The organism is Vibrio navarrensis, from assembly GCF_000764325.1.
GTDB classification, from domain to species: Bacteria; Pseudomonadota; Gammaproteobacteria; order Enterobacterales; family Vibrionaceae; genus Vibrio; species Vibrio navarrensis.
This window is the reverse complement of the sequence record NZ_JMCG01000002.1, coordinates 1,099,912-1,124,741: the sequence shown is the minus strand read 5'-3', so window position 1 is coordinate 1,124,741 and position 24,830 is coordinate 1,099,912. Positions and strand designations below refer to the sequence as shown.

21 protein-coding genes and 1 pseudogene are annotated in these 24,830 nt (G+C 50.0%); 9 read left to right on the top strand and 13 right to left on the bottom strand.

The features are described from left to right. Nucleotides 1-67: 67 nt before the first annotated feature. The 3 genes from EA26_RS19670 to EA26_RS19660 form a co-directional block, all read right to left on the bottom strand. Nucleotides 68-1,771 (bottom strand): sodium:solute symporter family protein, encoded by a 1,704-nt coding sequence (locus tag EA26_RS19670; RefSeq protein WP_039431320.1) that lies wholly within the window; start codon nucleotides 1,769-1,771, stop codon nucleotides 68-70. Nucleotides 1,772-1,783: 12 nt separating this feature from the next. Next, nucleotides 1,784-2,050 (bottom strand): DUF4212 domain-containing protein, encoded by a 267-nt coding sequence (locus tag EA26_RS19665; protein WP_039431317.1) that lies wholly within the window; start codon nucleotides 2,048-2,050, stop codon nucleotides 1,784-1,786. A gap of 252 nt (nucleotides 2,051-2,302) precedes the next feature. After that, on the bottom strand, nucleotides 2,303-3,511 hold the full coding sequence (locus EA26_RS19660; RefSeq protein ID WP_039431722.1) for an IS4-like element ISVsa5 family transposase: 1,209 nt from the start codon (nucleotides 3,509-3,511) through the stop codon (nucleotides 2,303-2,305). A 282-nt stretch (nucleotides 3,512-3,793) separates the two neighbouring features. Between EA26_RS19660 and EA26_RS19655 the strand changes: the two are divergent. Further along, nucleotides 3,794-5,552 (top strand): annotated as a pseudogene (locus tag EA26_RS19655) (potassium/proton antiporter). Between the two features lies 1 nt (nucleotide 5,553). On the opposite strand, the gene EA26_RS19650 reads toward EA26_RS19655, so the two are convergent. From EA26_RS19650 to aspA, 4 genes are all read right to left on the bottom strand, one after another. Next, nucleotides 5,554-6,183 carry a response regulator transcription factor gene (locus EA26_RS19650; RefSeq protein ID WP_039431314.1) on the bottom strand — a complete coding sequence of 210 codons (630 nt, stop codon included), beginning with the start codon at nucleotides 6,181-6,183 and terminating at the stop codon, nucleotides 5,554-5,556. 188 nt (nucleotides 6,184-6,371) lie between these two features. Then, nucleotides 6,372-8,132 carry a protein-disulfide reductase DsbD gene (locus EA26_RS19645; protein ID WP_407701084.1) on the bottom strand — a complete coding sequence of 587 codons (1,761 nt, stop codon included), beginning with the start codon at nucleotides 8,130-8,132 and terminating at the stop codon, nucleotides 6,372-6,374. 462 nt (nucleotides 8,133-8,594) lie between these two features. Continuing rightward, entirely contained in the window at nucleotides 8,595-9,908 is a 1,314-nt protein-coding gene (locus EA26_RS19640; protein WP_039431309.1) for an anaerobic C4-dicarboxylate transporter family protein, read from the bottom strand. Between the two features lie 145 nt (nucleotides 9,909-10,053). Then, a complete protein-coding gene (gene aspA, locus EA26_RS19635) occupies nucleotides 10,054-11,505 on the bottom strand; it encodes an aspartate ammonia-lyase (protein WP_039431307.1) in 1,452 nt (483 codons plus the stop codon). 303 nt (nucleotides 11,506-11,808) lie between these two features. On the opposite strand from aspA, the gene EA26_RS19630 reads away from it, so the two are divergent. Then, the gene (locus EA26_RS19630) at nucleotides 11,809-12,300 is read left to right on the top strand and encodes an FxsA family protein (protein WP_039431304.1); all 492 of its coding nucleotides are present in this window, start codon (nucleotides 11,809-11,811) and stop codon (nucleotides 12,298-12,300) included. A 78-nt stretch (nucleotides 12,301-12,378) separates the two neighbouring features. On the opposite strand, the gene trmL is transcribed toward EA26_RS19630, so the two are convergent. The 3 genes from trmL to EA26_RS19615 all read right to left on the bottom strand — a co-directional run bounded on the left by trmL (nucleotide 12,379) and on the right by EA26_RS19615 (nucleotide 15,000). Next, nucleotides 12,379-12,852 (bottom strand): tRNA (uridine(34)/cytosine(34)/5-carboxymethylaminomethyluridine(34)-2'-O)-methyltransferase TrmL, encoded by a 474-nt coding sequence (trmL, locus tag EA26_RS19625; protein WP_039431302.1) that lies wholly within the window; start codon nucleotides 12,850-12,852, stop codon nucleotides 12,379-12,381. Nucleotides 12,853-12,921: 69 nt separating this feature from the next. Further along, the gene (cpxA, locus tag EA26_RS19620) at nucleotides 12,922-14,310 is read right to left on the bottom strand and encodes an envelope stress sensor histidine kinase CpxA (RefSeq protein ID WP_039431299.1); all 1,389 of its coding nucleotides are present in this window, start codon (nucleotides 14,308-14,310) and stop codon (nucleotides 12,922-12,924) included. 3 nt (nucleotides 14,311-14,313) lie between these two features. Beyond that, a complete protein-coding gene (locus EA26_RS19615; protein ID WP_039431296.1) occupies nucleotides 14,314-15,000 on the bottom strand; it encodes a response regulator in 687 nt (228 codons plus the stop codon). 187 nt (nucleotides 15,001-15,187) lie between these two features. Here EA26_RS19615 and EA26_RS19610 point away from each other — a divergent pair, with 187 nt between their 5' ends. The 3 genes from EA26_RS19610 (at nucleotide 15,188) to pfkA (ending at nucleotide 17,959) form a co-directional block, all read left to right on the top strand. Then, a complete protein-coding gene (locus EA26_RS19610; protein ID WP_039431295.1) occupies nucleotides 15,188-15,706 on the top strand; it encodes a CpxP family protein in 519 nt (172 codons plus the stop codon). A 97-nt stretch (nucleotides 15,707-15,803) separates the two neighbouring features. Continuing rightward, the gene (gene fieF, locus EA26_RS19605; RefSeq protein ID WP_039431719.1) at nucleotides 15,804-16,715 is read left to right on the top strand and encodes a CDF family cation-efflux transporter FieF; all 912 of its coding nucleotides are present in this window, start codon (nucleotides 15,804-15,806) and stop codon (nucleotides 16,713-16,715) included. A 281-nt stretch (nucleotides 16,716-16,996) separates the two neighbouring features. Further along, nucleotides 16,997-17,959: a 6-phosphofructokinase gene (gene pfkA, locus EA26_RS19600; RefSeq protein WP_039431293.1), complete on the top strand. Its 963-nt coding sequence runs from the start codon at nucleotides 16,997-16,999 to the stop codon at nucleotides 17,957-17,959. Nucleotides 17,960-18,007: 48 nt separating this feature from the next. Here pfkA and EA26_RS19595 read toward each other — a convergent pair whose 3' ends face one another. Next, nucleotides 18,008-19,360, bottom strand: coding sequence for an MATE family efflux transporter (locus EA26_RS19595; RefSeq protein WP_039431716.1), 1,353 nt, complete (start codon nucleotides 19,358-19,360; stop codon nucleotides 18,008-18,010). A gap of 237 nt (nucleotides 19,361-19,597) precedes the next feature. Between EA26_RS19595 and EA26_RS19590 the strand changes: the two genes are divergently transcribed. The 3 genes from EA26_RS19590 (at nucleotide 19,598) to EA26_RS19580 (ending at nucleotide 22,455) form a co-directional block, all read left to right on the top strand. After that, entirely contained in the window at nucleotides 19,598-19,888 is a 291-nt protein-coding gene (locus EA26_RS19590) for a co-chaperone GroES (RefSeq protein WP_039431291.1), read from the top strand. A gap of 53 nt (nucleotides 19,889-19,941) precedes the next feature. Further along, nucleotides 19,942-21,582 carry a chaperonin GroEL gene (gene groL, locus EA26_RS19585; protein ID WP_039431288.1) on the top strand — a complete coding sequence of 547 codons (1,641 nt, stop codon included), beginning with the start codon at nucleotides 19,942-19,944 and terminating at the stop codon, nucleotides 21,580-21,582. A gap of 318 nt (nucleotides 21,583-21,900) precedes the next feature. After that, on the top strand, nucleotides 21,901-22,455 hold the full coding sequence (locus EA26_RS19580; protein WP_039431285.1) for a VC2662 family protein: 555 nt from the start codon (nucleotides 21,901-21,903) through the stop codon (nucleotides 22,453-22,455). A 127-nt stretch (nucleotides 22,456-22,582) separates the two neighbouring features. Here the strand turns inward: EA26_RS19580 and EA26_RS19575 are convergent, their stop codons facing one another. Further along, the gene (locus tag EA26_RS19575) at nucleotides 22,583-23,080 is read right to left on the bottom strand and encodes an MgtC/SapB family protein (RefSeq protein ID WP_039431282.1); all 498 of its coding nucleotides are present in this window, start codon (nucleotides 23,078-23,080) and stop codon (nucleotides 22,583-22,585) included. Nucleotides 23,081-23,157: 77 nt separating this feature from the next. Further along, a complete protein-coding gene (epmB, locus tag EA26_RS19570) occupies nucleotides 23,158-24,180 on the bottom strand; it encodes an EF-P beta-lysylation protein EpmB (RefSeq protein WP_039431280.1) in 1,023 nt (340 codons plus the stop codon). 32 nt (nucleotides 24,181-24,212) lie between these two features. Here epmB and efp point away from each other — a divergent pair, with 32 nt between their 5' ends. Next, nucleotides 24,213-24,779 carry an elongation factor P gene (gene efp / locus EA26_RS19565; RefSeq protein ID WP_039431277.1) on the top strand — a complete coding sequence of 189 codons (567 nt, stop codon included), beginning with the start codon at nucleotides 24,213-24,215 and terminating at the stop codon, nucleotides 24,777-24,779. Nucleotides 24,780-24,830 lie beyond the last annotated feature (51 nt).

Below are 24,830 nucleotides of genomic sequence, written 5' to 3'. Positions count from 1 at the left end.
CGATGCAGTTGCATCGGCTTTGCTTTTCCACGGAGCTCAATCCCTACAATAAAGCTCGTGAGTCTTATTAGTGGTCGTGCGCAGCACCAGCTCCTTTTGGATAACGGATAGACTCGACCATATCTTGTACATCTTTGGGTACTTCGGCGGTGAACTTGTTCACTACGATAGAGACAACAAAGTTCAAGCACATACCCAGCGTACCAATCCCTTCAGGGCTGATACCAAACCACCAGTTGTCTGGAGTGCTGGCTGCTGGATTGATGAACTTAAAGTAGATGATGTAAGCCGCGGTAAACGCAATACCTGACAACATACCGGCAATCGCGCCTTCTTTATTCATCTTCTTATAGAAGATACCAAGAATAATCGCCGGGAAGAACGAAGCGGCTGCCAAGCCGAAGGCGAATGCCACCACTTGCGCTACAAAGCCGGGAGGGTTAATACCCAGATAGCCTGCACCGATAATCGCCAGTGCTGCGCCTATCCGGGCGGCCCTCAGCTCCTGCTTGTCGGTCATATCCGGCTTAAAGCCTTTCTTCAGTAAATCGTGTGAGATCGAGGTTGAGATAACCAGTAGTAGACCTGCTGCGGTCGAGAGTGCCGCCGCCAAGCCACCTGCGGCCAACAGAGCGACCACCCAGTTTGGCAGTTTCGCTAGCTCAGGCGAAGCCAGTACGATGATGTCATTGTTGATGGTCATTTCGTTACGAGCATCGCCCGCATAGAACATCTTGCCGTCGCCGTTCTTATCTTCCCATTTGACTAGGCCAGTACTTTCCCAGTTTTTAAACCAGCTTGGTGCATCGGCTGCTGCCACGCCTTGCATGTCTGGACCGTTGATGGTGTCAATCATGTTCACGCGAGCAAACGCGGCTACCGCAGGTGCCGTGGTGTACAAGAACGCGATGAAGACCAGAGCCCAACCGGCAGAGATACGTGCATCAGATACTTTCGGAACCGTAAAGAAGCGAATAATAACGTGTGGAAGTCCCGCTGTACCGACCATGAGGGCCGCACAGATGAAGAAGACGTCAACCATACTCTTCGAGCCGTCGGTATAGGCGGTAAAGCCCAGTTCCTGAGTCAAGCCGTCCAGTTTGGTGAGTAGGTACTCATCGCTGCCCGCCATGGTAGAACCAAAGCCAAGCTGAGGGACAGGGTTACCTGTCATCATAAGCGAGGTGAAAATCGCAGGGACCATAAAGGCGAAGATCAGTACGCAGTATTGAGCTACCTGAGTATAAGTAATGCCTTTCATCCCGCCCATTACCGCGTAGAAGAAGACGATTGCCATACCGATGATGATACCCATATTGATGTCAACTTCGAGGAAGCGCGCAAATACCACGCCCACGCCACGCATCTGACCTGCTACGTAAGTAAAGGAGACGAAGATGGCACAAAATACCGCGACCATACGCGCCGTTCTTGAGTAGTAACGGTCACCGATAAAATCGGGCACGGTAAATTTACCAAACTTACGCAAATAAGGAGCAAGACACAGCGCAAGTAGCACATAGCCACCGGTCCAACCCATTAGGTAAACCGTGCCATCGTAGCCGATGAAGGAGATAATCCCTGCCATTGAGATAAACGACGCGGCTGACATCCAGTCCGCGGCGGTTGCCATGCCGTTGGCAACAGGGTGAACACCACCGCCAGCAACGTAGAACTCACTGGTTGATCCCGCACGTGCCCAGATAGCGATACCGATATACAGGGCGAAGGTGAGACCAACCAGAATAAACGTCCAAGTTTGAATATCCATTTTCTAAACCTCTTAGTCTTCCTGTACGTTGTACTTTTTGTCTAGGGCGTTCATCCGTGCCACATAAACAAAGATCAGCGCTACAAAGGTGTAGATCGACCCTTGCTGCGCGAACCAAAATCCTAATTTGAAACCACCAAATTGAATCGCATTTAGCGGTTCGACAAATAAAATTCCAGCGCCATAAGACACCAAAAACCACACTGCTAGCAGTGATCCCATGATCCCCAAGTTTTCCTTCCAGTAGGCTTGAGCATGTTCTGTTGATTCGAACGCCATGGCCTTCTCCTTGTGTTTCTCGTCTGAATAGATGTGTTAACGTAATGTTACACTTCCTAAGATAGCAGCGAAAAATCAACAGATCTGTGCAACTTTAGTCGGGTCAAATGGTGGGATAAATCAGCTCAAAAGGTCGATTGACGCAGGATACGGCAGGAAAATGTGATGTTAACATGATGTTAATTTAGCCAAAGGTCTAAGAAATCGACCTAGATTAGTTTTGCCTCGCAGGCTTTGCGCTGAGGGATCCCCTCATAATTTCTCCAAAGCGTAACCATGTTTGAATAGATTTTGAGCAAGCAGGGTTGCAGCTACGAGTAAGTCTTCCCTTGTTATTGTGTAGCCAGAATGCCGCAAAACTTCCATGCCTAAGCGCACTGTTGAGAGTACGTTTCGATTTCTGACGGTGTTAGCTTGGAAGTGCTTGTCCCAACCTTGTTTCTGAGCATGAACGCCCGCAAGCCAACATGTTAGTTGAAGCATCAGGGCGATTAGCAGCATGATATCAAAACGCTCTGAGCTGCTCGTTCGGCTATGGCGTAGGCCTAGTCCGTAGGCAGGGCTTTTCAAATCTCGGAAGGTCTCTTCAATCTGCATTCGCTTCGAATAGATATTAACAAGTTGTTTGGGTGTTCGAATTTCAACAGGTAAGTTAGTGGCTAGAACCCATGGCTCCTTTGCCGACGCAGAGTAGATTTTAGGTGACGGGTGATGACAATGAGTCCGTGTCGAGCGCTGATTTTTTCGGCCTTTAGGGCGAGATTTATACAATAGAATTTGGCATGAGATTGGATTGCTTTTAGTCAGCCTCTTATCGCCTAAAGTCTTTGAGTGACTTGATGACATGTCGTGTAAGCTGCTGATAGGTTTCAAGTTTTCCGCTCCTAGGTCTGCATATTGTACTTTTCCTCTTACTCGACTTAACCAGTACCAACCCAGCTTCTCAACGGATTTATACCATGGCACTTTAAAGCCAGCATCACTGACAATGAGCGGTGTGGTGTTACTCGGTAGAATGCTTGCAAGGTCGGCTAGAAATTGGTCATGAGCTTTCTTTGAACACTGCTCTGAAAGCGGGAACGCTTTCTCATAAAGAGTAACAGAACGACCGTGTAGTGCGACTGAAGCTCGCAATACCATAAGCCGTTTTTGCTCACGAATATCAGACCAGTCAACAAGTACAATAGGCATCGTATTGCCCGAACAGATAAAGCTAGCATGCCAACGGTATACAGCGAGTCGCTCTTTGTGGAGGTGACGATTACCTAACAATCGGTCGATGCGTTTGATGTTATGTTTTGTTCTCGCTTTGGTTGGCAGGTTGCGGCCAAGTTCGGTAAGAGTGAGGGTTTTACAGTCAAGTAATGCGTGGCAAGCCAACGTTAAGCTGTTGAGTCGTTTTAAGTGTAATTCAGGGCAGAATTGGTAAAGAGAGTCGTGTAAAATATCGAGTTCGCACATCTTGTTGTCTGATTGAAACCATTTGATCATATGACAAGATGTGTATCTACCTTAACTTAATGATTTTTATCAAAATCATTAGGGGATTCCTCAGGGCTTTGCTGGCGCATTTTCATGTCGTATACGCACATCGGCAACATAGTGACGCTAAATTAGACAGAAAAAACTCAATTGTTTACATAAACTTTTCGATAAAGAGTCACGTTTTCGTGCAAAATAGTTAGGCTAAACACGTTGGCTTTCGCTGCAAATAACAACAATTTAACTAAAGGGAGGGAGAAAGTGGACGCAAACACAATCAACGGCTTTTTTCTGATTGGTGCACTGCTTATTGCGCTCAGTGTGCTCCTCAGCCCGGTGTCCTCAAAATTGGGGATTCCAATTCTGCTCGTTTTTCTCGCTGTCGGTATGCTGGCAGGGGAAGACGGCGTTGGTGGCATTTTATTTGATAACTACCCGATCGCCTATCTGGTGAGTAATTTAGCGCTGGCTATCATCTTGCTCGACGGGGGAATGCGTACTCGCGTGGCCAGTTTTCGGGTTGCCTTTTGGCCTTCGGTTTCGCTCGCCACGGTTGGGGTTGCCATCACGACATTATTGACCGGATTGATGGCAACGTGGCTGTTTGACCTCGATTTACTGCAAGGCATTTTGGTTGGTGCGATCGTCGGTTCGACCGATGCCGCAGCGGTGTTTTCGCTATTGAAAGGGCGCAGCTTGAATGAGCGGGTTGGTTCAACCTTGGAGATTGAATCCGGTACCAACGATCCAATGGCGGTGTTTCTCACCGTGACCATGATTGCGGTGCTCGGCAGTAGCGAGAGCGGCCTCAGCGCTGGATTTTTAGCGCTCAGTTTTGTTAAGCAGTTTGGTATTGGCGCTCTGCTCGGGCTTTCTGGCGGCTGGCTTTTGTTGAAAATAATCAATCGCAGTCAGCTACCGGAAGGGCTTTATTCAATTCTGACCATCAGTGGCGGTTTGATTATTTTCGCCCTGTCGAATGCTCTCGGCGGCAGTGGTATTTTGTCGATTTATTTAGTGGGATTGCTGATTGGTAACCGCCCAACGCGCAGCCGCCACTCGATTCTCAACGTGTTGGATGGCATGACTTGGTTGGCGCAAATCGGCATGTTCTTAGTGTTGGGGCTGTTGGTGAAGCCGTCCAACTTGTTGGACATCGCGGTGCCCGGTTTGGCACTGGCGTTTGGTATGATTCTCTTCGCGCGGCCAATCTCGGTGTGGATTGGGCTGTTGCCGTTTAAGAGCTTTACCGCACGCCAGAAATGGTTCATCTCTTGGGTCGGGTTGCGAGGCGCGGTGCCGATCATCTTGGCGGTTTTCCCGATGATGGCGGGTCTGCCGGACGCACAGCTCTATTTCAATCTGGCGTTTTTCGTCGTTATGGTTTCGCTGATTGTGCAGGGCGGTACGTTAACCAAAAGCATGGCGCTGGCCAAAGTGGAACTGCCTTCCAAGCCCGAGCCGATTTCGCGCACAGGCGTCGAAATTTTCCCTACCAGCGAGTGGGAGCTGCTTATCTATAAACTGAAACAAGACAAATGGTGCATCGGCGAGCCTCTACGCAACTTGTTTTTGCCTGAAGGGACACGTATTGCAGCAGTGTTTCGCCAGCAGCAGTTACTGCACCCATCGGGCAGCACCAAACTCGAAGAGGGCGATACCTTGTGTGTGCTTGGGCAAGAAAAAGATCTCGAAGCGCTCAGCCAACTGTTTCAGCCAACTGTTTAGTGAAGCGCCAGAGAAAGCCTCGTTTGCCCGCTTCTTCGGTGATTTTTTCTTGGATGTCGAAGCGAAACTGTCTGACATGGCGATGGCCTATGGCTTAGATCTCGGCGATGTCAGTGGTGACACGACTCTTAAGGAGCTAGTGACGGAACACTTGGGCGCAACCCCAGTATTGGGTGACCATTTTGAATGGCAAGGATTGCGCTGGGTGGTCGCGGATGTGGTGGATTGGCAGGTGACGAAAGTCGGTTTGTGTCTACCTACCGACGATAGTCAAGCGCCAACGAGCGAGTAAGTTACTCGCTCATCTCTTTAAGCAGAATGACCGCTTGAGTGCGGTTTTTCACGTCCAGTTTGCGGAAAATTGCCGTCATGTGCGCTTTGATGGTCGCTTCAGAAACGTTGAGCTCGTAAGCGATCTGTTTGTTGAGTAAGCCATCAGAGAGCATGCCCAGTACTTTATATTGCTGGGGCGTCAACGCGGCGATTTTCTCCGCCAAATCATTACACGCGGCGTTATTGATGATCAAACCTTCCGGGAAATAGGGGTCGCCATTGAGCACTTGGTTGAGTGCGGCGATAAGGGTTCGCATATCGCTCGATTTGGGAATAAAACCGAAAGCGCCGTGGCTTTTCACTTGGGTTACCACGGACGGTTCCTCGCTAGCAGAGACCACCACAATCGGTAAATCCGGGTATTCCGCGCGCAGTTGGATCAACCCCGACATGCCATTGGCGCCCGGCATTTTGAGATCCAGCAGCAACAGATCTGGCTCTTCTTCACGTGCCAGTAGATTGAGCAGTGCTTCTAGAGAATCGGCTTCAAGTAAATTGGCGCCGCTGACCGCCATGTGCACCGACTGAAACAGGGCGTTGCGAAAAAGAGGGTGATCGTCGGCAATGATAATGGTGTAGGTCGAGTCCATGACGTTAAGCGCTTTTTACTAATTCGTTAATAGAATTATTGTCAGCTTTGCCTTGCTGGACAATATTTATCCGCTAAAAGTCTGATGTAAATCGACTTTTATTAGATTTCTTGCATATACACGAGAAAGGAAATGAGAAATCGGCAAAGGAAAACGCCAGAGAGGTATCTCGCTGGCGTTTGAAAGTGTTATGGAGTAAGCGCGTCCAGATGCGCTAAGAAGGGTTCGGCTGGCATAAAGCCAGTTAGCCGCGCGTTTGAAACGGGGTTTCCTTGTGCATCCCAAAACTCGATGGTTGGCAAACCGAGCACTTGCAGATGTTGTAGCAGCTCAATGTCTTGCGCTTGATTGCGCGTCACATCAGCTTGTAGCAAGACAAATTGCTGCAACTTCGCCGCGACCTGAACATCGTGAAAAGTGTATTTCTCAAACTCTTTACACGCCACACACCAGTCGGCATAAAAATCGAGCATCACAGGTTTACCGGCTTGTTTGGCGAATTGCAGTTGCTGCTGTAAGTCGTCCACGGAGCTGATGCGCGTGAAGCGCACCTCGTTTACGGACGTCGATGCGCTTTGCGGCGCATACCAATAGTGCAACGCAGGCTGCGCCGAGGCGAGTAGACCGAGCACGGCGATGATACCCAGCGCACTTTGCTTCCAGCCACCAAACTCTAAGCTATTTTTGACATGGTAAAGCCAGCCAAATGCGGCGATGCCTAACACTGACCATAAGGCGGTCGACCACAGTTCGGGAAGAATGCGTTCCAGCAGGAAAATAGGCGCGGCGAGTAGTACAAAGCCAAACAGGATTTTGACGCGCTCCATCCAGCCGCCTGCTTTCGGCAAGAGTTTGTTGCCAAACACCGCCACTAGGATCAGCGGAATGCCCATGCCCATGGCGAGTGCATACAACGCCACCCCGCCCGTGAGCAAGTCGCCGCTTTGTGCCACGTAAAGCAGCGCACCGGAGAGCGGCGCGGTGGTACAAGGAGAGCAAACCAAGCCAGAAATCGCCCCCATCGCAAACACGCCTAAGCTGCTACCACCTTGCTGCTGATTGCTAAGGTTACTCAGCCAAGTTTGCGCGCGACTTGGTAGTTGCAAGGTGTAGAGGCCAAACATCGACAGAGCGAGGGCAACAAAGAGTACACTCAAGCCAATTAGCACGTATGGGTGTTGCATCGCCGCCTGAAATTGCAGGCCAGCGGAAGCGACCACCAAACCAAGCAGCGTGTATGTCAGCGCCATCCCTTGCACATAGATCAGTGCCAAGCCGAATGCGCGTCGCTGGCTGAGCTGACCGCCGCCGAGCACGATACTGGTGAGGATCGGGTACATCGGCAGAACGCAAGGAGTAAAGGCCAAACCGACGCCCAGCGCCAAAAACAGCAGTGGTGTCCACCAGTTATCAGCTAAGCCAGAAGCCAATTTATCTTGCTGGGTTAAAGGCGCAGCGGGCGAAAGTGTTGATGCGTCTGTCTTGCTGCTGGCCGCAGGTTGGGCAGACGATTTCACGGCTGGCGCTTGGCCATTAGTAAACGACTCAAGCTCAACCACCCGCGTTTCCGGTGGGTAGCAAAAGCCAGCTTTGGCGCAGCCTTGATACTGCACAATCAGTTTTGCTCCGCTTTGCCAGTCTTGCAGGGGAATGCTGACGAACAGCGGCGTCGTGTAGATGTTGACGTCGCCAAAAAATTCATCGCGATACGGCTGGCCGTTTTCCATCTCAATCTCACCGAGGGAGACATTTTCGGCGCTAAAAGAGAGACGCTGCTGGTAGAGGTAGTAGCCGTCTTTCACTTGCCAGTCTAGGGTGATGCGATTGCCTTGCTGGAACGAATTAAATGGAAAAGCCTGGTCGACAGTGACAAATTCACTGCTTCCCGAGGAAAAGCCCGAATTCTGGCTATTGCCAAACAGAGCAAGCGAGGGTGCGGAAAACGTCATGGCACCCAGCAATAAGAGAGTAAACAATGCGCGCATAATATTTGGGATCGAAACTTAAGTTGTGGCTAGGGTCTGTTGACCTTTTGCGGTTAAATTTTGTTCGAGATAAAAGCGTTTTAATCGCGGCGAGAGGTTTGTAGCCTAGTCATTCTAAGCAAAACACCTCTCAACAAAGAGTAAAACGCTTTTTGCGGGGGCGCCTAGCTCGAACCCTTCGGGCAGCGTTTGTGGCTCCTTTTTGCTGCGTTATCGGCTTATCATGTAGGCTCCTACAATTCAAAGCCTCTGCCTTGCACAAAGAATCCACAAACTGCTGCAAAAATCATCTCAAAAGGTCAACAGACCCTAGTGTAACTCACTCAGACCCTGAAACCGCGCAGAAAGTTTCACGTGCATTGGCTTTGTGATGTCGGGCGAAGAAAAAGGGGAACCGAGGTTCCCCTAAATTCTGTATCTAGCAAATTACATCAAGATGTTGGTCAGTAGCAGACCAAAGCCAATGCTGAATACCATGCTAAGTAAGCCAGGGATCATAAAGCTGTGGTTGAAAATGTACTTGCCGATGCGCGTTGTGCCTGTGCGGTCAAAGTCGATTGAAGCAATGATTGGGCCGTAGTTAGGAATAAAGAAGTAACCGTTTACAGCAACGAATACCGCAATGATCACCGCTGGTGGCAAACCGAGTGTGATCGCGACAGGAACTAACACGGCGGTGGTTGCGCCTTGGCTGTTCACCATTACCGACAGAGCAAACAGGGCGAAAGCAAACGTCCAAGGCGCGACTTCAACTAGCCCTGACACCGCCTCTTTAACCATAGCGCCGTGACCGCCAATGAAGGTGTCACCCAGCCAAGCGATACCAAAAATGGCGACGATGGCACGCATACCCGCATGGAATACGGAACTTTGGCTGATGGCATTGCCATTGGGTTTACATAGCAAAATGATCAGAGCGGCAATAGAGAGCATGACGATTTCAATCGTATGCGCCATGCCCATTGGCGAGCCGTTAAATTGCGGACGCAAGCTTGGCAGGGCACCCATCACCACCACTATGATGGCGCCAAATAAGAATAGCGCGACCGATTTTTTCGCTTGCGGCGTGATTTCAATGTCCGCTACCGACACTTCTTGTTCCATTTCAGCGCGAAACTCTGGGTCTTGCAGACGGCGCTGATATTCAGGATCGTCTTTAAGCTCTACGCCAATCTTATTGACGAACAGACAAGCGCACGCCAAACCGAGAATGGTACTTGGAATGGTGATCATCAGCACGTCGGTGAGAGTGATCCCTTGCGGCTCTAAGAAGGCAACCAAGGCGACCACAGCGGCAGCAATCGGGCTGGCGACAATGGCAAACTGGGAGGCAATCACCGCCATGCTCAGTGGGCGCTCTGGGCGGATGCCGCTACGACGGCTCACTTCAGCAATTACAGGCAGTACAGAATAGGCTACGTGGCCGGTACCCGCCATCATAGTGAAAAAGTACGTCACTACAGGTGCGATAAAGGTAATGTGACGAGGGTTGCGGTGCAAAATGTGGGTAGCGATTTTAATCAGGTAATCCAAACCACCTGTGGCTTGCATTGAAGCAGCTGCTGCCACAACCGCCATGATCATCAGCATGACATCAATAGGTGGGCTGGTTGGCTGCATACCAAAACCAAAGCTGAGAATGGCAAGGCCAATACCGCCCATTACACCTAAGCCGATACCGCCAATCCTTGCACCAATTAGGATACATCCTAATACGATAAGGAACTCAATTAAGAACATCTTAGACTCCTAGAAATGAATAGAAAATAAACTGGCTCTATCCGGCGGTATGCTGGTTGTTTTTCTTGCCATGACCCAGCGCAAGCTTTCTCTTTTTTACTGCCGGTAGAAAGTAAAAAGGCTCTGAATCAGAGCCTTTTTTTACTTATTCGTAGCGTTTCGCTTTATAGGTTGGGTGCATAAAGTTTTGCACCGACAAAATGTCATCCAACTCTTCTGATGTGAGCAAGCCGCGTTCAAGGACCACCTCACGCACGCTCTTACCCGTTTCCGCACAAATCTTACCCACGATGTCACCTTCATGGTGGCCGATGTATGGGTTGAGGTAAGTGACGATACCGATAGAGTTGTATACGTAGTTCTCACAGATCTCTTTGTTGACGGTAATGCCATCGATACACTTGTCACGTAGGTTGACACAGGCATTTTGCAGCAGTGAAATCGATTCGAACATCGCCTGACCAATCACAGGCTCCATGACGTTGAGCTGTAGCTGGCCGCCTTCGGCTGCGAAAGAGATCGTGTTGTCGTTGCCCAGCACTTTGAAGCAAACTTGGTTGACCACTTCAGGAATCACTGGGTTTACTTTGGCTGGCATGATGGAAGAGCCTGCTTGCATTTCTGGCAAGTTAAGTTCGTTCAAACCCGCGCGAGGGCCAGAAGAGAGCAGACGTAGGTCGTTACACACTTTAGACAGTTTGACCGCTAGGCGTTTTAGTGCGCCGTGCGCCATCACGTAAGCACCACAGTCTGAGGTTGCTTCAATCAGATCTTCGGCCGGTACCACGTCAAGGCCAGTTACCGCTGCAAGGTGTTTCACCGCAAGCGCTTGGTAGCCCGGAGGGGTGTTTAGGCCAGTACCGATGGCAGTTGCACCTAGGTTCACTTCCAGTAGCAGTTTCGAGGTGTATTCCAGCGCGCGGATCTCTTCATTCAGCGTCACCGCCCAAGCGTGGAACTCTTGACCAACGGTCATCGGCACCGCATCTTGCAACTGAGTGCGGCCCATTTTCAAAATGCCGCTGAACTCTTGTGATTTCAGTTCGAACGCGCCTTTGAGGTATTCAATCGCTTCCATCAATTTATGGATGCTGTTGTAAACGGCAATACGGAAACCGGTTGGGTAGGCACAGTTGGTGGATTGGCTCTTGTTGACGTGATCGTTCGGGTTGATCACATCGTAGCTGCCTTTCTCTTTACCCATCAACTCAAGCGCAATGTTGGCGATCACTTCGTTGGTGTTCATGTTCACCGATGTGCCAGCGCCGCCTTGGAAGACGTCTGACGGGAATTGATCCATGCATTTGCCTGTTTCCAGCATCAGGTCACACGCTTGGATAATGTAATCCGCCACATTCTTTGGAATCGCACCTAACTCGCGGTTAGCCAGTGCCGCGGCTTTTTTGGTCATCACCATGCCACGTACAAACTCAGGTACGTCCGAAATCGTGACATTGGAGATGTTGAAGTTTTCGATAGCGCGTAAAGTGTGGATGCCGTAGTACGCATCCGCAGGAACATGACGTTGACCTAATAGATCTTCTTCAATGCGAGTGGCTTGGGTAGACGCTGGATGCGCTTCAGTTAGGGTAGCCATAACAGGATCCTTAGATGATAATTCTGATAATTTAAAATATTAGTTAGCCATATCTGCAAGCAGAATCCATTCATCAGAATTTTTGGCTGTAAAATCCGTCCTGACTTATGTAGCACATGATACTGTTCCCAGCGTATAAAAATAGTAAGTGGATCACTATTTTTGCTTTTATTTACTGAATATTTTGCAAAATATAAATGGGTTGTGAACAGCGCGCGGGTTTGGTCAATCACGCTTTTTTACAGCTTCAATTTGAGTTGTCAGCGGCTTTGCCATTACACTGGGACGAACTGAGGAGGTCCTGTGTTTCCTGTACTTTTATTGCTTTTTATCTGTGTGCCGATCATCGAAATCGGCCTGTTTATTCAGGTCGGTGGCTTTTTAGGGCTCTGGCCGACGATTGGTTTGGTGTTATTGACTGCGTTTGTTGGCGCGTCTTTGGTGCGCAGCCAAGGGTTACAAACATTGCTGTCGGTACAGCAGCGCTTGCAGCAAGGCGAGTTGCCCGCGCAGCATATTGTTGAAGGAGTGATGTTAGCGGTGGCGGGTGTGCTGCTGCTGACCCCGGGGTTTATGACCGATGCGATGGGCATGGTGGTGTTATTGCCTGCGCCCCGAGCGGCGCTAGCACGCGTATTGATGAGTAAAGTGGTGGTCAAAAGCAGCTTTACGTCGCACTCTTTTGAGCAAGAGATGTTTTCTCACCGTCATCATGATGCTGAGCGAAGCGGACAAACGTTCGAAGGCGAGTTTGAGCGCAAAGACGATGACGAGCACAAACCAAAGCTGAAATAAACCGAAGCGCAAATAAATAGAGCCAGATAGAGAGAAAGCCGAGCATGCCCGGCTTTTTTATCGCATGTTGATGGCGTATTAAACCGCCCCCTCAAAGTCAAGTTGTCGCCACGCTTCGAAGGCAATAATCGCCACCGCGTTCGACAGGTTCAAGCTTCGTGCCTCGGGCATCATCGGAATACGAATGCGCTGACTGGTCGGCAAACTTTCAATCACTTCTTGAGGTAAACCGCGTGTTTCTGGGCCAAACAGCAGGACATCGCCGCGTTGATAGCGGGCGTTAATGTGATGATCGCTGCCTTTGGTGGTGCAGGCGAAGAGACGATATTCACCGCGCGCCTGAAGAAAATCGAGAAAGGCTTGGTAGTTTTTATGGCGTGTCACGCGGGCGAGATCGTGATAATCCAAGCCAGCGCGACGCACTTTCTTCTCTTCCAGATCAAAACCTAACGGTTCAATCAGATGCAAATGTGCGCCACAGTTGGCGCACAGGCGAATAATGTTGCCAGTGTTTGGGGCAATTTCCGGTTCGTAGAGCGCAATATCAAACATGCCATCGAGTTCGTTTAGTCAAGGTGGAGCCAAGTATAAGGCGCTCGCCAGAACGAGTCCAACAGCGACTCAGCCGATTTTATTTAGCGGGAGAGTGACGCTGACGCGCAACCCTCCGAGTGGGCTGCGGCTGGCTTTGATCGTACCACTATGCTGGCGGATGGCGCTTTCGGTAATCGTCAGCCCAAGCCCTGTTCCGCCGGAGTGGCGATCGCGAGCGGTGGAAACGCGATAAAAGGGGCGAAAAATCGCCTCGAGTTCGGCGTCGGGGACACCGTCGCCATTGTCATCCACCGTGATGTGCAGTTGATCGCCGTGGTCGCGTACCTCAACTTGAACCCAATCCTTCCCGTAGTAAATTGCATTGCGAATTAGGTTTTCCACCGCACTCATCAAGAGTTTGGGGTTGCCCGAAATGGTGCGCGATGGCAGCGGTGAGTAGTTGAGCGTTTTGCCCATCTGCTCTGCTTCAAATTGCGCATCTTGTATGATCTCTTCCCATAAGCTGCTGATGGGTTGATCCTCACGGTCGAGATGGCTGTTCATCTGCATGCGCGACAGCGCCAGCAGCTCGGCAATCATCTGTTCTAATCGCTGCGCCTCGGTATCAATGCGTTGCAACTCAGCACTTTCCCCCTGCTTGCGGGTCGCCAACGCGTTGGCCATGCGCAGGCGAGTCAGCGGGGAGCGCAGCTCGTGAGAGATATCCGAAAGCAAACGCTGCTGCCCTGAAATCATCTGATTGACCGCTTCCACCATCTGATTAAAACTCGCGCCCGCTTGGCGAAACTCGGAGGTGCCTTTCTCTAGCGTTGGATCGGTAACAAATTCCCCTTTTGCTACTCGCTGGGCGGCTTTTTCTAATCGGCGCGCAGGTTGGCTCAGTGCCCATGCCAGCCAAAGTAGCAGCGGTGTGCTGACCAGCATGACCGCTAAGAGCAGTTGCAAAGGTTGGTCAAACATGCGCAGCAAAAACGGTGGTGGCTGATTCCACTTGAAGCCGACGTACAAAAAGTACTCTTTGCCAGCCAAGGTAATCGGGATCGGGCCTGAAAGCATAAAACGGCCATAGAGTTTTTGTTGTGGCTTGTCGGGATGCTCCATGCTAGTGACAAAATTTTTCAACGCTTTGATCTGAAAGTCGTTGTGTTTGAGCGTGGTGAGAATGTTGGCGTCGGTGTCACTGAGGAAAAAACGTGGTCGGTTGTCGCGTCCGTGGCGCTCGCCCGGACGTTCGAGACGAAAGAGAATTTTACCCAGATCGCGTTCATTGGCAAATTCACGTTCGATCTCTTGCTTCGCTTCCAGTAGGCGATCGTAATGATCGGGCGGGATCGCATGGGCTTTGCGCGGATCAAGGTGTGGCAGCGCCAGCACCGCCATCAACACCAAGAACATGGTGAACCAGAATATGGCAAAAATGCGCCCATACAGGCTGGTGATCTTGGGTAAGCGCATGCTTTATTCCTCAACCATCAAATAGCCACGGCCCCGCAAGGTTTTGATGCGTGACTTGCCATCGACTCGCTCGGGAAGCTTTTTGCGTAGATTAGACACGTGCATATCAATGGCGCGATCAAACGCGGCGAGGCGTTTGCCAAGGACATCCAAACTGAGCGTCTCTTTGGTCAGCGTTTCCCCCGGGTTTTGCACAAAATGGCTGAGCAGGGCAAATTCTGTTGAGGTGAGATCAAGTAGGCTCTCTTGGCAATAGGCTTCTTGTCTGCCCGGGTAGAGTTTGAGATCTTGATACTCAATGCAGTCGCCACCGTTTTTCGCGCCTTTGGGGTTGCTGGTGCGGCGTAAAATCGCTTTGATGCGTGCCAGCAGTTCCCGGTCGCTGAACGGTTTAGGCAAATAGTCGTCGGCACCCAGCTCAAGGCCGAGCACTCGGTCAATCTCTTCCCCTTTAGCGGTCAGCATCAAGACCGGGGTTTCCCAGTGTGTACGCAGGCGTTTTAAGGTGTCGATACCGTTGAGTTTGGGCATCATCACATCCAACAGAATCAGATCGATCTCCGCTGTCAGTGCCGCAAGGCCACTTTCACCGTCATTCGCTTCGGTGACATTAAACCCTTCATACGAAAGCACTTCGGTCAGCAAACCAGTTAGCTCGGTGTCGTCGTCAATCAGCAGAATATTGGCCATAGGATTACCTTTAAATATCGTCGTTCTGCCTTAATAGTACTGTGAAATGGCTGTCAGGTATGAGGAGCAATGTCGCTCTTTACGATACTTTACGCTCTCTATACGCCGCTTTACTCAGGGTTTTGTATTCTAAACTCAAGCGCTGTGAGAGCAGCTCAGAAACAACTGAATGAGTAAGGAATAGATTATGAAAACGGTAAAAAAACTGGTACTGGCTGCGGCGATTCTTCCTTTAACTTTGGCAACCGCGAGTGCGTTTGCTTTCGGTGGTGGTAAAGGTCATCACAAAGGCGGTCCTGACGACGAGTGTGGCATGGGTATGGATCGCGGTATCTTCCGTGAGTTGAATCTGACCGATGCTCAAAAAGAGCAATTAGACTCGATGCGTCAAGCGGGTCGCAAAGAGATGAAAGCGCAGTTTAAAGGCAAATTCGCTGACAATCAGGCGGAGCGTCAAGCGCAGCATGCTAAAGTGCAAGCGTTAGTGTTGGCCGACACATTTGACGCCAATGCGGCCAACGAGCTGGCAAAAGAGATGGCGGCGAAACAGGCAGAGCGCCGGGTGCAAATGTTAGAGAAGCAGCACCAGATGTTGAGCGTTCTCACTCCAGAGCAAAAAGCGAAATTTGTGGAGTTACAAAATGAGCGTATGCAGGAGTGCGGTGCGAAAATGCACAAACGCTTTGCCGATAAAGCAGACGATTAATCTGTTAGGGCGACAGCAATGTCGCCCTAATTGTTTCATATTCATTCAATGATGAGCGAGTTATACTGGCCGTCTGTTGGTTGAGTTTTAAATGATTATGAAACAGCAATATGCACGACTAGTGACCATGGCCGCTTGGACGGCAACAGCGGTCGCCACTCTTCTTCTTATCGTTAAAGTTGCCGCTTGGTGGGTAACGGGGTCGGTTAGTTTACTCGCTTCTCTGATTGATTCGATGTTGGATATCGCCGCTTCTGTGGTGAATTTGGTGGTGGTGCGCTACGCGTTGCAACCCGCCGACGAAGAGCACACCTTTGGCCATGGCAAAGCGGAATCTTTGGCCGCTTTGGCGCAGGCGATGTTTATTTCCGGTTCGGCGGTTTTCCTCATCTTAAATGGCGTTGATCGCTTTTTCCGCCCTCACTTGTTGAACTCCCCCGAATACGGCGTCTATGTCAGCTTATTTGCCATGGTGGTCACGCTGGGCTTAGTGACCTTCCAAAAATACGTGGTCAAGACCACGGGTAGCCAAGCGATTGCCGCCGATTCCCTCCATTATCAAAGCGATCTGCTGATGAATGCCGCGATCATGTTGGCCCTTGGCCTGAGTTACTTTGGCGTTGGTCAAGCGGATGCGGTGTTTGCGGTTGGCATTGGGCTATTTATCCTCTATAGCGCGTTCAAAATGGTCAGTGAAGCGGTACAGACGCTGCTCGATCGCAAGTTGCCTGACGAAGAGCTTGAACAGATCCACTGCGCGTGCTTAACGGTCGAGCACGTACTTGGGGTGCATCAACTGCGCACGCGCATGTCGGGCCCAACGCGTTTTATCCAGTTGCATCTGGAGCTAGACGATCATTTACCTTTGATCAAAGCGCACCAAATTGCCGATGAAGTGGAAGCGAAACTGTTGGAACTGTTTCCCGCCTCGGATGTGTTGATCCATCAAGATCCTTATTCTGTGGTGGTCAGCAGCGAGAAAGAGCACATTGAACAGCAGTGGTCGTAAGTGAAAATTCGCTTTGTTTTGAAGACAAAAAAGGCGTTGTTGACTATCTTTCCATCTACATCTATTAAGATTCCTGATCCTGATATGAATCAACAAAGTTTTACTGAAAAACTGTAATACTCTTACATAAGTAGAAAAGTTACATAAATTTGTGTGTTTTCGTTGGTATTCCTGTCGAGGAAATGTAACATTGCAGACAGATTTTCCCATTATTTAGGTAGCTGATTACCAGCTGCGATAAAGAAAAATTAAATATTGATTGCCAAAGATCGAGGGTGAGCATGATTAAAAAGATCGGTGTTTTGACAAGTGGTGGCGATGCCCCAGGTATGAACGCGGCAATCCGCGGCGTGGTTCGTACAGCATTGGGTGCAGGCCTTGAAGTGTTTGGTATCTATGACGGTTACCTTGGCCTCTACGAAGGCCGCATTAAGCCTCTTGATCGTTCAAGCGTTTCTGATGTGATCAACCGTGGTGGTACTTTCCTCGGTTCGGCACGTTTCCGTGAATTTAGAGAAGTGGCTGTTCGTGAAAAAGCGATCGAAAACCTAAAAGCTCACGGCATTGATGCGCTGGTGGTGATCGGCGGTGACGGTTCGTACATGGGCGCGAAGAAGCTGACGGAAATGGGTTACCCATGTATCGGTGTGCCAGGCACAATCGACAACGATATTGCAGGCACGGATTACACTATTGGTTACCTAACTGCGCTGAACACAGTGATCGAATCGATTGACCGTCTGCGTGATACTTCATCTTCTCACCAGCGTATTTCGATTGTTGAAATCATGGGTCGCCACTGTGGTGATTTGACGCTGATGTCAGCGATTGCCGGTGGTTGTGAGTACATCATCACGCCAGAAACGGGCTTAGATAAAGAGAAGCTGATCAACAACATTAAAGATGGCATCTCGAAAGGTAAGAAACACTCGATCATCGCGCTGACCGAGCTGATGATGGATGCCAACCAATTGGCGAAAGAGATCGAAGCGGGTACAGGACGTGAAACACGCGCGACCGTTTTGGGTCATATTCAGCGTGGTGGTAAACCAACAGCGTTTGACCGCGTTCTTGCTTCTCGCATGGGTAACTACGCTGTACATCTGCTGATGGAAGGTCACGGTGGCCGCTGTGTGGGCATCGTTAAAGAGCAGCTTGTGCATCACGATATCATCGATGCAATTGAGAACATGAAGCGCCCAGCGCGCAATGATTTGTTCAAGGTAGCCGAAGAGCTGTTCTAAAAATAGTTTGAAACCATAAAACAAGGCCGCGTCATCACGCGGCCTTTTTCATTGGCTGTTTTCACTGAGTTGTAAATGCGTTTTGCGTTTATTCAACGCATACAGATACCCGCAAATTCCACCGGCTAAATTGCCCAGCGCAATCCCAACGAACAGCCCTTCAATGGAGTAGAGCTGGCTGCCAAGCCAAGCTGCGGGCAGTGTAAAGAGAAACAGACGCATAAAGCTCCAGCGAAACGCGTTTAGTGGTTCATGCATGGCGTTCAAGCCGCTGACCAACATCATAATAATGCCGAGAAAGCCGTAACTGGCTGGCACCACCAACAAGTAATGCCACAGGAGATCGCGCACACTCTGTTCCTGCGAAAAGAGGCTGGCAAGTGGAATGCTCAGTGGTACCATCATTAAAAACACCAGCCCTTGAAAGAGCACTGAAAAACGCATACTGACAAACAGTCCTTGAAAGGCGCGTTGCGGATTTTTCGCCCCGAGGTTTTGCGCCATAAACGGTGTCAGGGACGATGTCAGTGCCATCAACGCCAGAATCAAGATCGACTCAATGCGCTGCGCTGCGCCGTAAGCAGCTACGGCAGCGGTGCCGTGGCTGGAGAGCATCATCATTAATAGCGCACCCGACAGCGGGTTCATTGCATTGGATAAGGCTGCAGGTGTGCCCACTCTGAGAATCTGCTGGCAATCTTCGCCAATGCGCTGCCATTTTGGCGCCGCTAGCAGCTTTTCTCGTTTAATCAATACATAGAACGAGCCGCACAAGGCGCCGAACCAGCTAAACGCACTGGCAATGGCTGCGCCTTGAATGCCGAGCTCTGGAAATGGACCAATGCCAAAGATCAGCAGTGGATCGAGAACGCCATTGATAAGTCCGGCCAGCATCATAATCTTGGCGGGCGTTTTGGTATCCCCCGTAGCGCGAATCGCGCTGTTGCCAGCCATCGGGATGACCAACAGTGGAATGGTGAGATACCAGACATGCATGTACTGAGCGATTAGCGGGATGAGTTCGTCTTGCGCGCCAAGTAACGTAAATAGGGGGTCCACCGTGAAAAAGCCAAGCGTAGAGGCAAGAGCAACCAGCGCAACGGCCAATAGCAAACCGTGGCTGGTGAAGCGCGCGGCTTGATTGGCATCGCCCTGACCAAGCAATCGGCCAATGCTGGTGGAAAGACCGATGCCGATGCCCATAGTGATGCAGTTCACCGCAAACGTTACTGGAAAGGTATAGCTGATCGCCGCGAGTGCTTGGGTGCCGAGCAAGGAAACAAAGAAGGTGTCCACCAAATTAAACATCTGGATCGCTACCATGCCGAAGATCATCGGAATGGTCATTTTGCGTAGTGTGAGTGCGATAGGGGCGGTGAGTAACCCGTGTTTATCGAGCATATTAGCGACCACTGAGTGGAAAATGGCAAGGATACAAGAAATCCTTGCCAGCAGCGAGTCAGGGATTTCGACGCAATCCTTTGCTGGACTGTGTGAACTTTTAACTCAATCACAAAAATTTCACCCGTGCCCCTTGGGATCGTCACGATCGCCCCCTATATAGATACCACTAGGCCTAGAGCCCTGCTTTAGGGCAATTATCAAATCACACATGGAATTTTTCAGGAGAGACGACCGATGAATATTCGTCCGTTACATGATCGAGTTATCGTAGAACGCCAACAAGTTGAATCTAAGTCAGCTGGTGGCATCGTTTTAACTGGTTCTGCTGCAGAGAAGTCAACTCGCGGCGTCGTTCTGGCTGTTGGCAAAGGCCGCATCCTTGAAAACGGCTCTGTGCAGCCGCTGGACGTAAAAGTTGGTGACACCGTGATTTTCGCCGAAAGCTATGGCACCAAAACGGAAAAGATCGACGGTAAAGAAGTTCTGATCATGTCTGAGAACGACATCATGGCAATCGTTGAGTAATTCATTCTGAATCACAACGAACTAAAAAACAGAATTTAGAAGGAAAATAAAAGATGGCTGCTAAAGACGTTAAATTTGGTAATGACGCACGTGTAAAAATGCTGGAAGGTGTCAACATTCTGGCTGATGCGGTAAAAGTGACCTTAGGTCCTAAAGGCCGTAACGTAGTACTGGACAAATCGTTCGGTGCCCCAACCATCACCAAAGATGGTGTGTCTGTGGCGCGTGAAATCGAGCTGGAAGACAAGTTCCAGAACATGGGCGCACAAATGGTGAAGCAAGTGGCTTCACAAGCGAACGATGTGGCGGGTGACGGTACAACAACAGCGACCGTGTTGGCACAGTCGATCGTCAACGAAGGCTTAAAAGCCGTTGCTGCGGGCATGAACCCGATGGATCTAAAGCGCGGTATCGACAAAGCGGTAGCAGCGGCGGTTATCGAGCTGAAAGCTCTTTCTAAAGATTGCTCTACCAGCACTGAAATCGAGCAAGTGGGCACTATCTCTGCCAACTCAGACTCAAGTGTGGGTAAAATCATCGCCGAAGCGATGGAAAAAGTGGGTCGCGATGGTGTGATCACGGTTGAAGAAGGTCAAGCGCTGCAAGATGAACTGGACGTGGTTGAAGGCATGCAGTTTGACCGTGGTTACCTATCTCCTTACTTCATCAACAACCAAGAAGCGGGCAGCGTAGAGCTGGAAAGCCCATTCATCCTATTGGTTGATAAAAAGATTTCTAACATCCGTGAATTGCTACCTGCTCTAGAAGCCGTAGCCAAAGCATCACGTCCACTGCTGATCATCGCTGAAGACGTAGAAGGTGAAGCGTTGGCAACTCTGGTTGTCAACAACATGCGTGGCATCGTGAAAGTCGCTGCGGTTAAAGCGCCTGGCTTCGGCGACCGTCGTAAAGCGATGCTACAAGACATCGCGATCCTAACTGGCGGTACGGTGATTTCTGAAGAAGTTGGCCTTGAGCTGGAAAAAGCGACGCTGGAAGATTTGGGTCAAGCGAAACGCGTGTCTATCACCAAAGAAAACACCACCATCATCGATGGTATGGGTGAGGAAGCGATGATCCAAGGTCGCGTGGTACAGATTCGTCAGCAAATCGAAGAAGCGACTTCAGACTACGACAAAGAGAAACTGCAAGAGCGCGTTGCTAAACTAGCGGGCGGTGTTGCGGTTATCAAAGTAGGCGCCGCCACTGAAGTGGAAATGAAAGAGAAAAAAGACCGCGTAGAAGACGCACTGCACGCGACTCGCGCTGCGGTTGAAGAAGGCGTGGTTGCTGGCGGTGGTGTTGCACTGATTCGTGTGGCCTCTAAACTGGTTGACCTGAAAGGTGACAACGAAGAGCAAAACGTGGGTATCCGCGTAGCACTACGTGCGATGGAAGCGCCAATTCGCCAAATCACCAAAAACGCGGGTGATGAAGAATCGGTTGTGGCAAATAACGTGAAAGCGGGTGAAGGCTCTTACGGCTACAACGCGGCAACGGGTGAATACGGCGACATGCTGGAAATGGGTATCCTAGATCCAACTAAAGTAACTCGTTCTGCGCTGCAGTTCGCCGCTTCAGTTGCCGGCCTGATGATCACCACGGAAGCGATGGTGACAGACCTACCTCAAAAAGATGCAGGCATGCCAGATATGGGTGGCATGGGCGGTATGGGTGGCATGGGCATGATGTAATCATCCCACGGCACTAAGCCTAAATGAGAAAAGCTGAGGAGCGATCCTCAGCTTTTTTATTGCCTGAAATCCATCCAACATTGGCGTAAAGCGCAGAATATTTTACGCTTTATTGACGATGAAAAAGAACGCTAGAGATCTGAACTGTATATAACCAAATGATTTTTATGGTTTTGTTTTTTATCCTACCTATTTTCTAGCTATATCATTTTTTACAATACAATGACCTGTCTTTATTGAACGTCGTTCATAATCATCGCATTCTGGGTATAAAAAACGACCCTTCAGTCAATCAGTAGTGATCAGTGGAGACGAAAAATGAAAAAGAGTGTAATCGCAATGGCGGTGGTAGCGCTGAGCTCAACAACAGCGATGGCGGCAACTCCGGTAATGTTTTCTTCGCTTAATAACTTCAATGCGCCAGATGAAAATGCCGTATCCGGTGTTCGTTTGGCGGCGCTCTACGGTAAGGTCGAAGAGTTGAAAGGGGTTGATGTAGCGGTGGTTGGTCTTTCAGAAACCGATCGTACCACAGGGGTAAACTTGGGTTTCTTTGGCGCATCAAAAGTGAATCAAGAGATGACAGGTGCATCGCTTGGTTTCTTTAACTGGAATACCGGAAAAACCACGGGTGCCAACGTTGGCGCAGTGAACATCACTAACGATGTGAAAGGGGCCAACGTGAGTTTTGTCAACTACTCCGAAGGTAATACGATGGTGGATGTGGGCGCGGCGAACTTCTCTGACACCTCAACCGTTCAGGTCGGTGTGTTCAACAAAACGGCGAAGATTGAAGGCGTGCAGATCGGCTTGATTAACTGTGCCGACAACGGTTTCTTCCCTTGCTTCCCGCTGATCAACTTCGCGAAGTAACTACTTCGTTAAATAAGCACTTCGTTAAATAAGCGCTTCGCTTCCGTCGAGCGGTGGCAACGTTGATTACTAGCCAAAAAAACAACCCCGGACATGATCCGGGGTTTCTTATGACGCAGCGCGCAATTTATTTAATCAGGCGGGAAGAACTTCTTCGCTGTTGAATTTTTTGATGTACTCCGCGGCGCAGTGCTTGAATGCGGTTTTCGGCTTTATCGACACCGAGTAGCACTGCCAAGGCGAGTAACGTGATCAGCACTGACTGGTGCATCAAACCCAGCCCGATCATCATCCCCATAGAAGCCAGCACCCAAATCACGGCGGCGGACGTGACGCCGTGGATCTTGCCATCTTGCGTCATCATCACCCCCGCGCCAAGAAAGCCAACGCCAGTAATGATCTGCCCAAGCACGCGCGCTTGATCTAAGGTGTTGGGAGAGAGATACACCGCCATCGACATAAAGAAGTAGGTACCGGAAATGATCAGAATCGACGTACGGATACCGACGGGTTTACCGCGTGTCTGACGCTCCGCGCCAATAAGAACGCCATTGAGCGCGCAGCACAGTAAGGCCGGCCAGCTAAATGGTTCTATATTCAGAAAAGTGTCTAAAGTCTCTTGCATGCTACCCCCGCAATTTTCGCGGAGTATGCGTATTGGGCGCGATGAGATCGAACAAAACTTTTTGTTGGTAACGACAATTACTCTAAATGCAAATCGAGCGGTGTTTTACTTGGCCGGCCGCCAATTTCACGTGTCAATTTCGGCACTAAGTAACCGGAAACACGCGTAATGACTCCGTGCATAATGCGCTTCGCTTGTTGGTCGTCAACAAAGAAATGAGCCGCTCCTTGCACCTTGTCCAAAACATGCAAGTAGTAGGGCAAAATACCAGCATCAAACAGCGATTCGCTCAACGCGACTTGCGCATCCACCGTATCGTTGACCCCTTTAAGCAGCACACTTTGGTTAAGTAGTGTCACGCCAACCTGTTTGAGCTTGGCAAGTTGTGTGGTGAGTTCATGGTTGATTTCGTTGGCGTGATTAATGTGAGTCACCAAAATCACTTGCAGGCGTGTACTGGCCAGTGCTTGGCACAGTTCCTCTGTCACTCGCGCTGGAATGACGACGGGCAAGCGGCTATGAATTCTCAGCCGTTTAATGTGAGGAATAGCGGCAATATGTTCAACCAGCCATTGGATCTCATCGTCTTTCGCCATCAGTGGATCGCCACCGGAGAGAATGACTTCATTGAGTTCTTGGTGTTCGGCGATGTACTGCAAACTGCGCTGCCAAGCGAATTTGTTGCCCTTGTTTTCCTGGTATGGAAAGTGACGACGAAAACAGTATCGGCAGTTGATCGCACAGCCACCTTTGACAATCATCAGCGCGCGATTGCGGTATTTGTGCAGCAGGCCGGGGATCTCGTTGCCTTGCTCCTCAAGCGGATCATGAGAAAAGCCTTCGTGAACCTCAAACTCGTCACTCAGTGGTAACACTTGTCTAAGCAAAGGGTCGTGCGGGTTGCCTTTTTCCATTCTGGCGACAAAGCTGCGGGGAACGCGCTGTGCGAACAGCTTGCGCGCCGCAAACCCTGCTTGCCACGGCGCGGGATCGATCTCTAACATCTGCAACAAGCTTGTCGGATCTGAGATCCCATTCGCTAGCTGTTTGAGCCAGTTTTGCTCAACAGTTTCGACTTTTCGGGTTATTATATGCGGCATTGAATTTAGCTCTAAGAACGTAAGAGGAAAAAATGGCTACAGTTAGCACCAATGAATTTAAAGGCGGTCTGAAACTTATGATTGACAGCGAGCCTTGCGTAATTCTAGAAAACGAATACGTGAAGCCGGGTAAAGGTCAGGCATTCAACCGTGTTAAAATTCGTAAACTTCTTTCTGGTAAAGTGCTAGAAAAAACATTTAAGTCTGGCGACACCTGTGAAGTCGCAGACGTTATGGATATCGACCTAGATTATCTCTATTCAGACGGCGAATTCTACCACTTTATGAACAATCAAACCTTCGAGCAGATTGCTGCTGATGCGAAAGCGGTTGGTGAGAGCGTGAAGTGGTTGGTGGAAAACAACAGCTGTATGCTGACTCTGTGGAATGGTAACCCAATCGCGGTGACACCGCCAAACTTCGTTGAACTGGAAGTGACTGAAACCGATCCTGGCCTGAAAGGCGATACTCAAGGCACAGGCGGCAAGCCAGCGACGCTATCAACTGGTGCGGTTGTTCGCGTTCCACTCTTCATCCAAATCGGCGAAGTGATCAAAGTGGACACTCGCAGCGGTGAATACGTTGGTCGTGTAAAATAACTGTTCACATTAGATCAAGGTCGCTTCGGCGGCCTTTTTTAATCTCTGTCG

What these genes read in the sequence shown, in the direction of transcription:
- EA26_RS19615 (WP_039431296.1), bottom strand. Translation starts at nt 15,000, where the DNA reads ATGGCCAATATTCTGCTGATTGACGACGACACCGAGCTAACTGGTTTG.
- EA26_RS19650 (WP_039431314.1), bottom strand. Translation starts at nt 6,183, where the DNA reads ATGGACTCGACCTACACCATTATCATTGCCGACGATCACCCTCTTTTT.
- EA26_RS19660 (WP_039431722.1), bottom strand. Translation starts at nt 3,511, where the DNA reads ATGTGCGAACTCGATATTTTACACGACTCTCTTTACCAATTCTGCCCT.
- EA26_RS19580 (WP_039431285.1), top strand. Translation starts at nt 21,901, where the DNA reads ATGAAAAAGAGTGTAATCGCAATGGCGGTGGTAGCGCTGAGCTCAACA.
- EA26_RS19665 (WP_039431317.1), bottom strand. Translation starts at nt 2,050, where the DNA reads ATGGCGTTCGAATCAACAGAACATGCTCAAGCCTACTGGAAGGAAAAC.
- epmB (WP_039431280.1), bottom strand. Translation starts at nt 24,180, where the DNA reads ATGCCGCATATAATAACCCGAAAAGTCGAAACTGTTGAGCAAAACTGG.
- EA26_RS19610 (WP_039431295.1), top strand. Translation starts at nt 15,188, where the DNA reads ATGAAAACGGTAAAAAAACTGGTACTGGCTGCGGCGATTCTTCCTTTA.
- trmL (WP_039431302.1), bottom strand. Translation starts at nt 12,852, where the DNA reads ATGTTTGATATTGCGCTCTACGAACCGGAAATTGCCCCAAACACTGGC.
- aspA (WP_039431307.1), bottom strand. Translation starts at nt 11,505, where the DNA reads ATGGCTACCCTAACTGAAGCGCATCCAGCGTCTACCCAAGCCACTCGC.
- groL (WP_039431288.1), top strand. Translation starts at nt 19,942, where the DNA reads ATGGCTGCTAAAGACGTTAAATTTGGTAATGACGCACGTGTAAAAATG.
- EA26_RS19640 (WP_039431309.1), bottom strand. Translation starts at nt 9,908, where the DNA reads ATGTTCTTAATTGAGTTCCTTATCGTATTAGGATGTATCCTAATTGGT.
- EA26_RS19645 (WP_407701084.1), bottom strand. Translation starts at nt 8,132, where the DNA reads ATGACGTTTTCCGCACCCTCGCTTGCTCTGTTTGGCAATAGCCAGAAT.
- cpxA (WP_039431299.1), bottom strand. Translation starts at nt 14,310, where the DNA reads ATGCGCTTACCCAAGATCACCAGCCTGTATGGGCGCATTTTTGCCATA.
- EA26_RS19590 (WP_039431291.1), top strand. Translation starts at nt 19,598, where the DNA reads ATGAATATTCGTCCGTTACATGATCGAGTTATCGTAGAACGCCAACAA.
- pfkA (WP_039431293.1), top strand. Translation starts at nt 16,997, where the DNA reads ATGATTAAAAAGATCGGTGTTTTGACAAGTGGTGGCGATGCCCCAGGT.
- efp (WP_039431277.1), top strand. Translation starts at nt 24,213, where the DNA reads ATGGCTACAGTTAGCACCAATGAATTTAAAGGCGGTCTGAAACTTATG.
- EA26_RS19670 (WP_039431320.1), bottom strand. Translation starts at nt 1,771, where the DNA reads ATGGATATTCAAACTTGGACGTTTATTCTGGTTGGTCTCACCTTCGCC.
- EA26_RS19595 (WP_039431716.1), bottom strand. Translation starts at nt 19,360, where the DNA reads ATGCTCGATAAACACGGGTTACTCACCGCCCCTATCGCACTCACACTA.
- EA26_RS19575 (WP_039431282.1), bottom strand. Translation starts at nt 23,080, where the DNA reads ATGCAAGAGACTTTAGACACTTTTCTGAATATAGAACCATTTAGCTGG.
- fieF (WP_039431719.1), top strand. Translation starts at nt 15,804, where the DNA reads ATGAAACAGCAATATGCACGACTAGTGACCATGGCCGCTTGGACGGCA.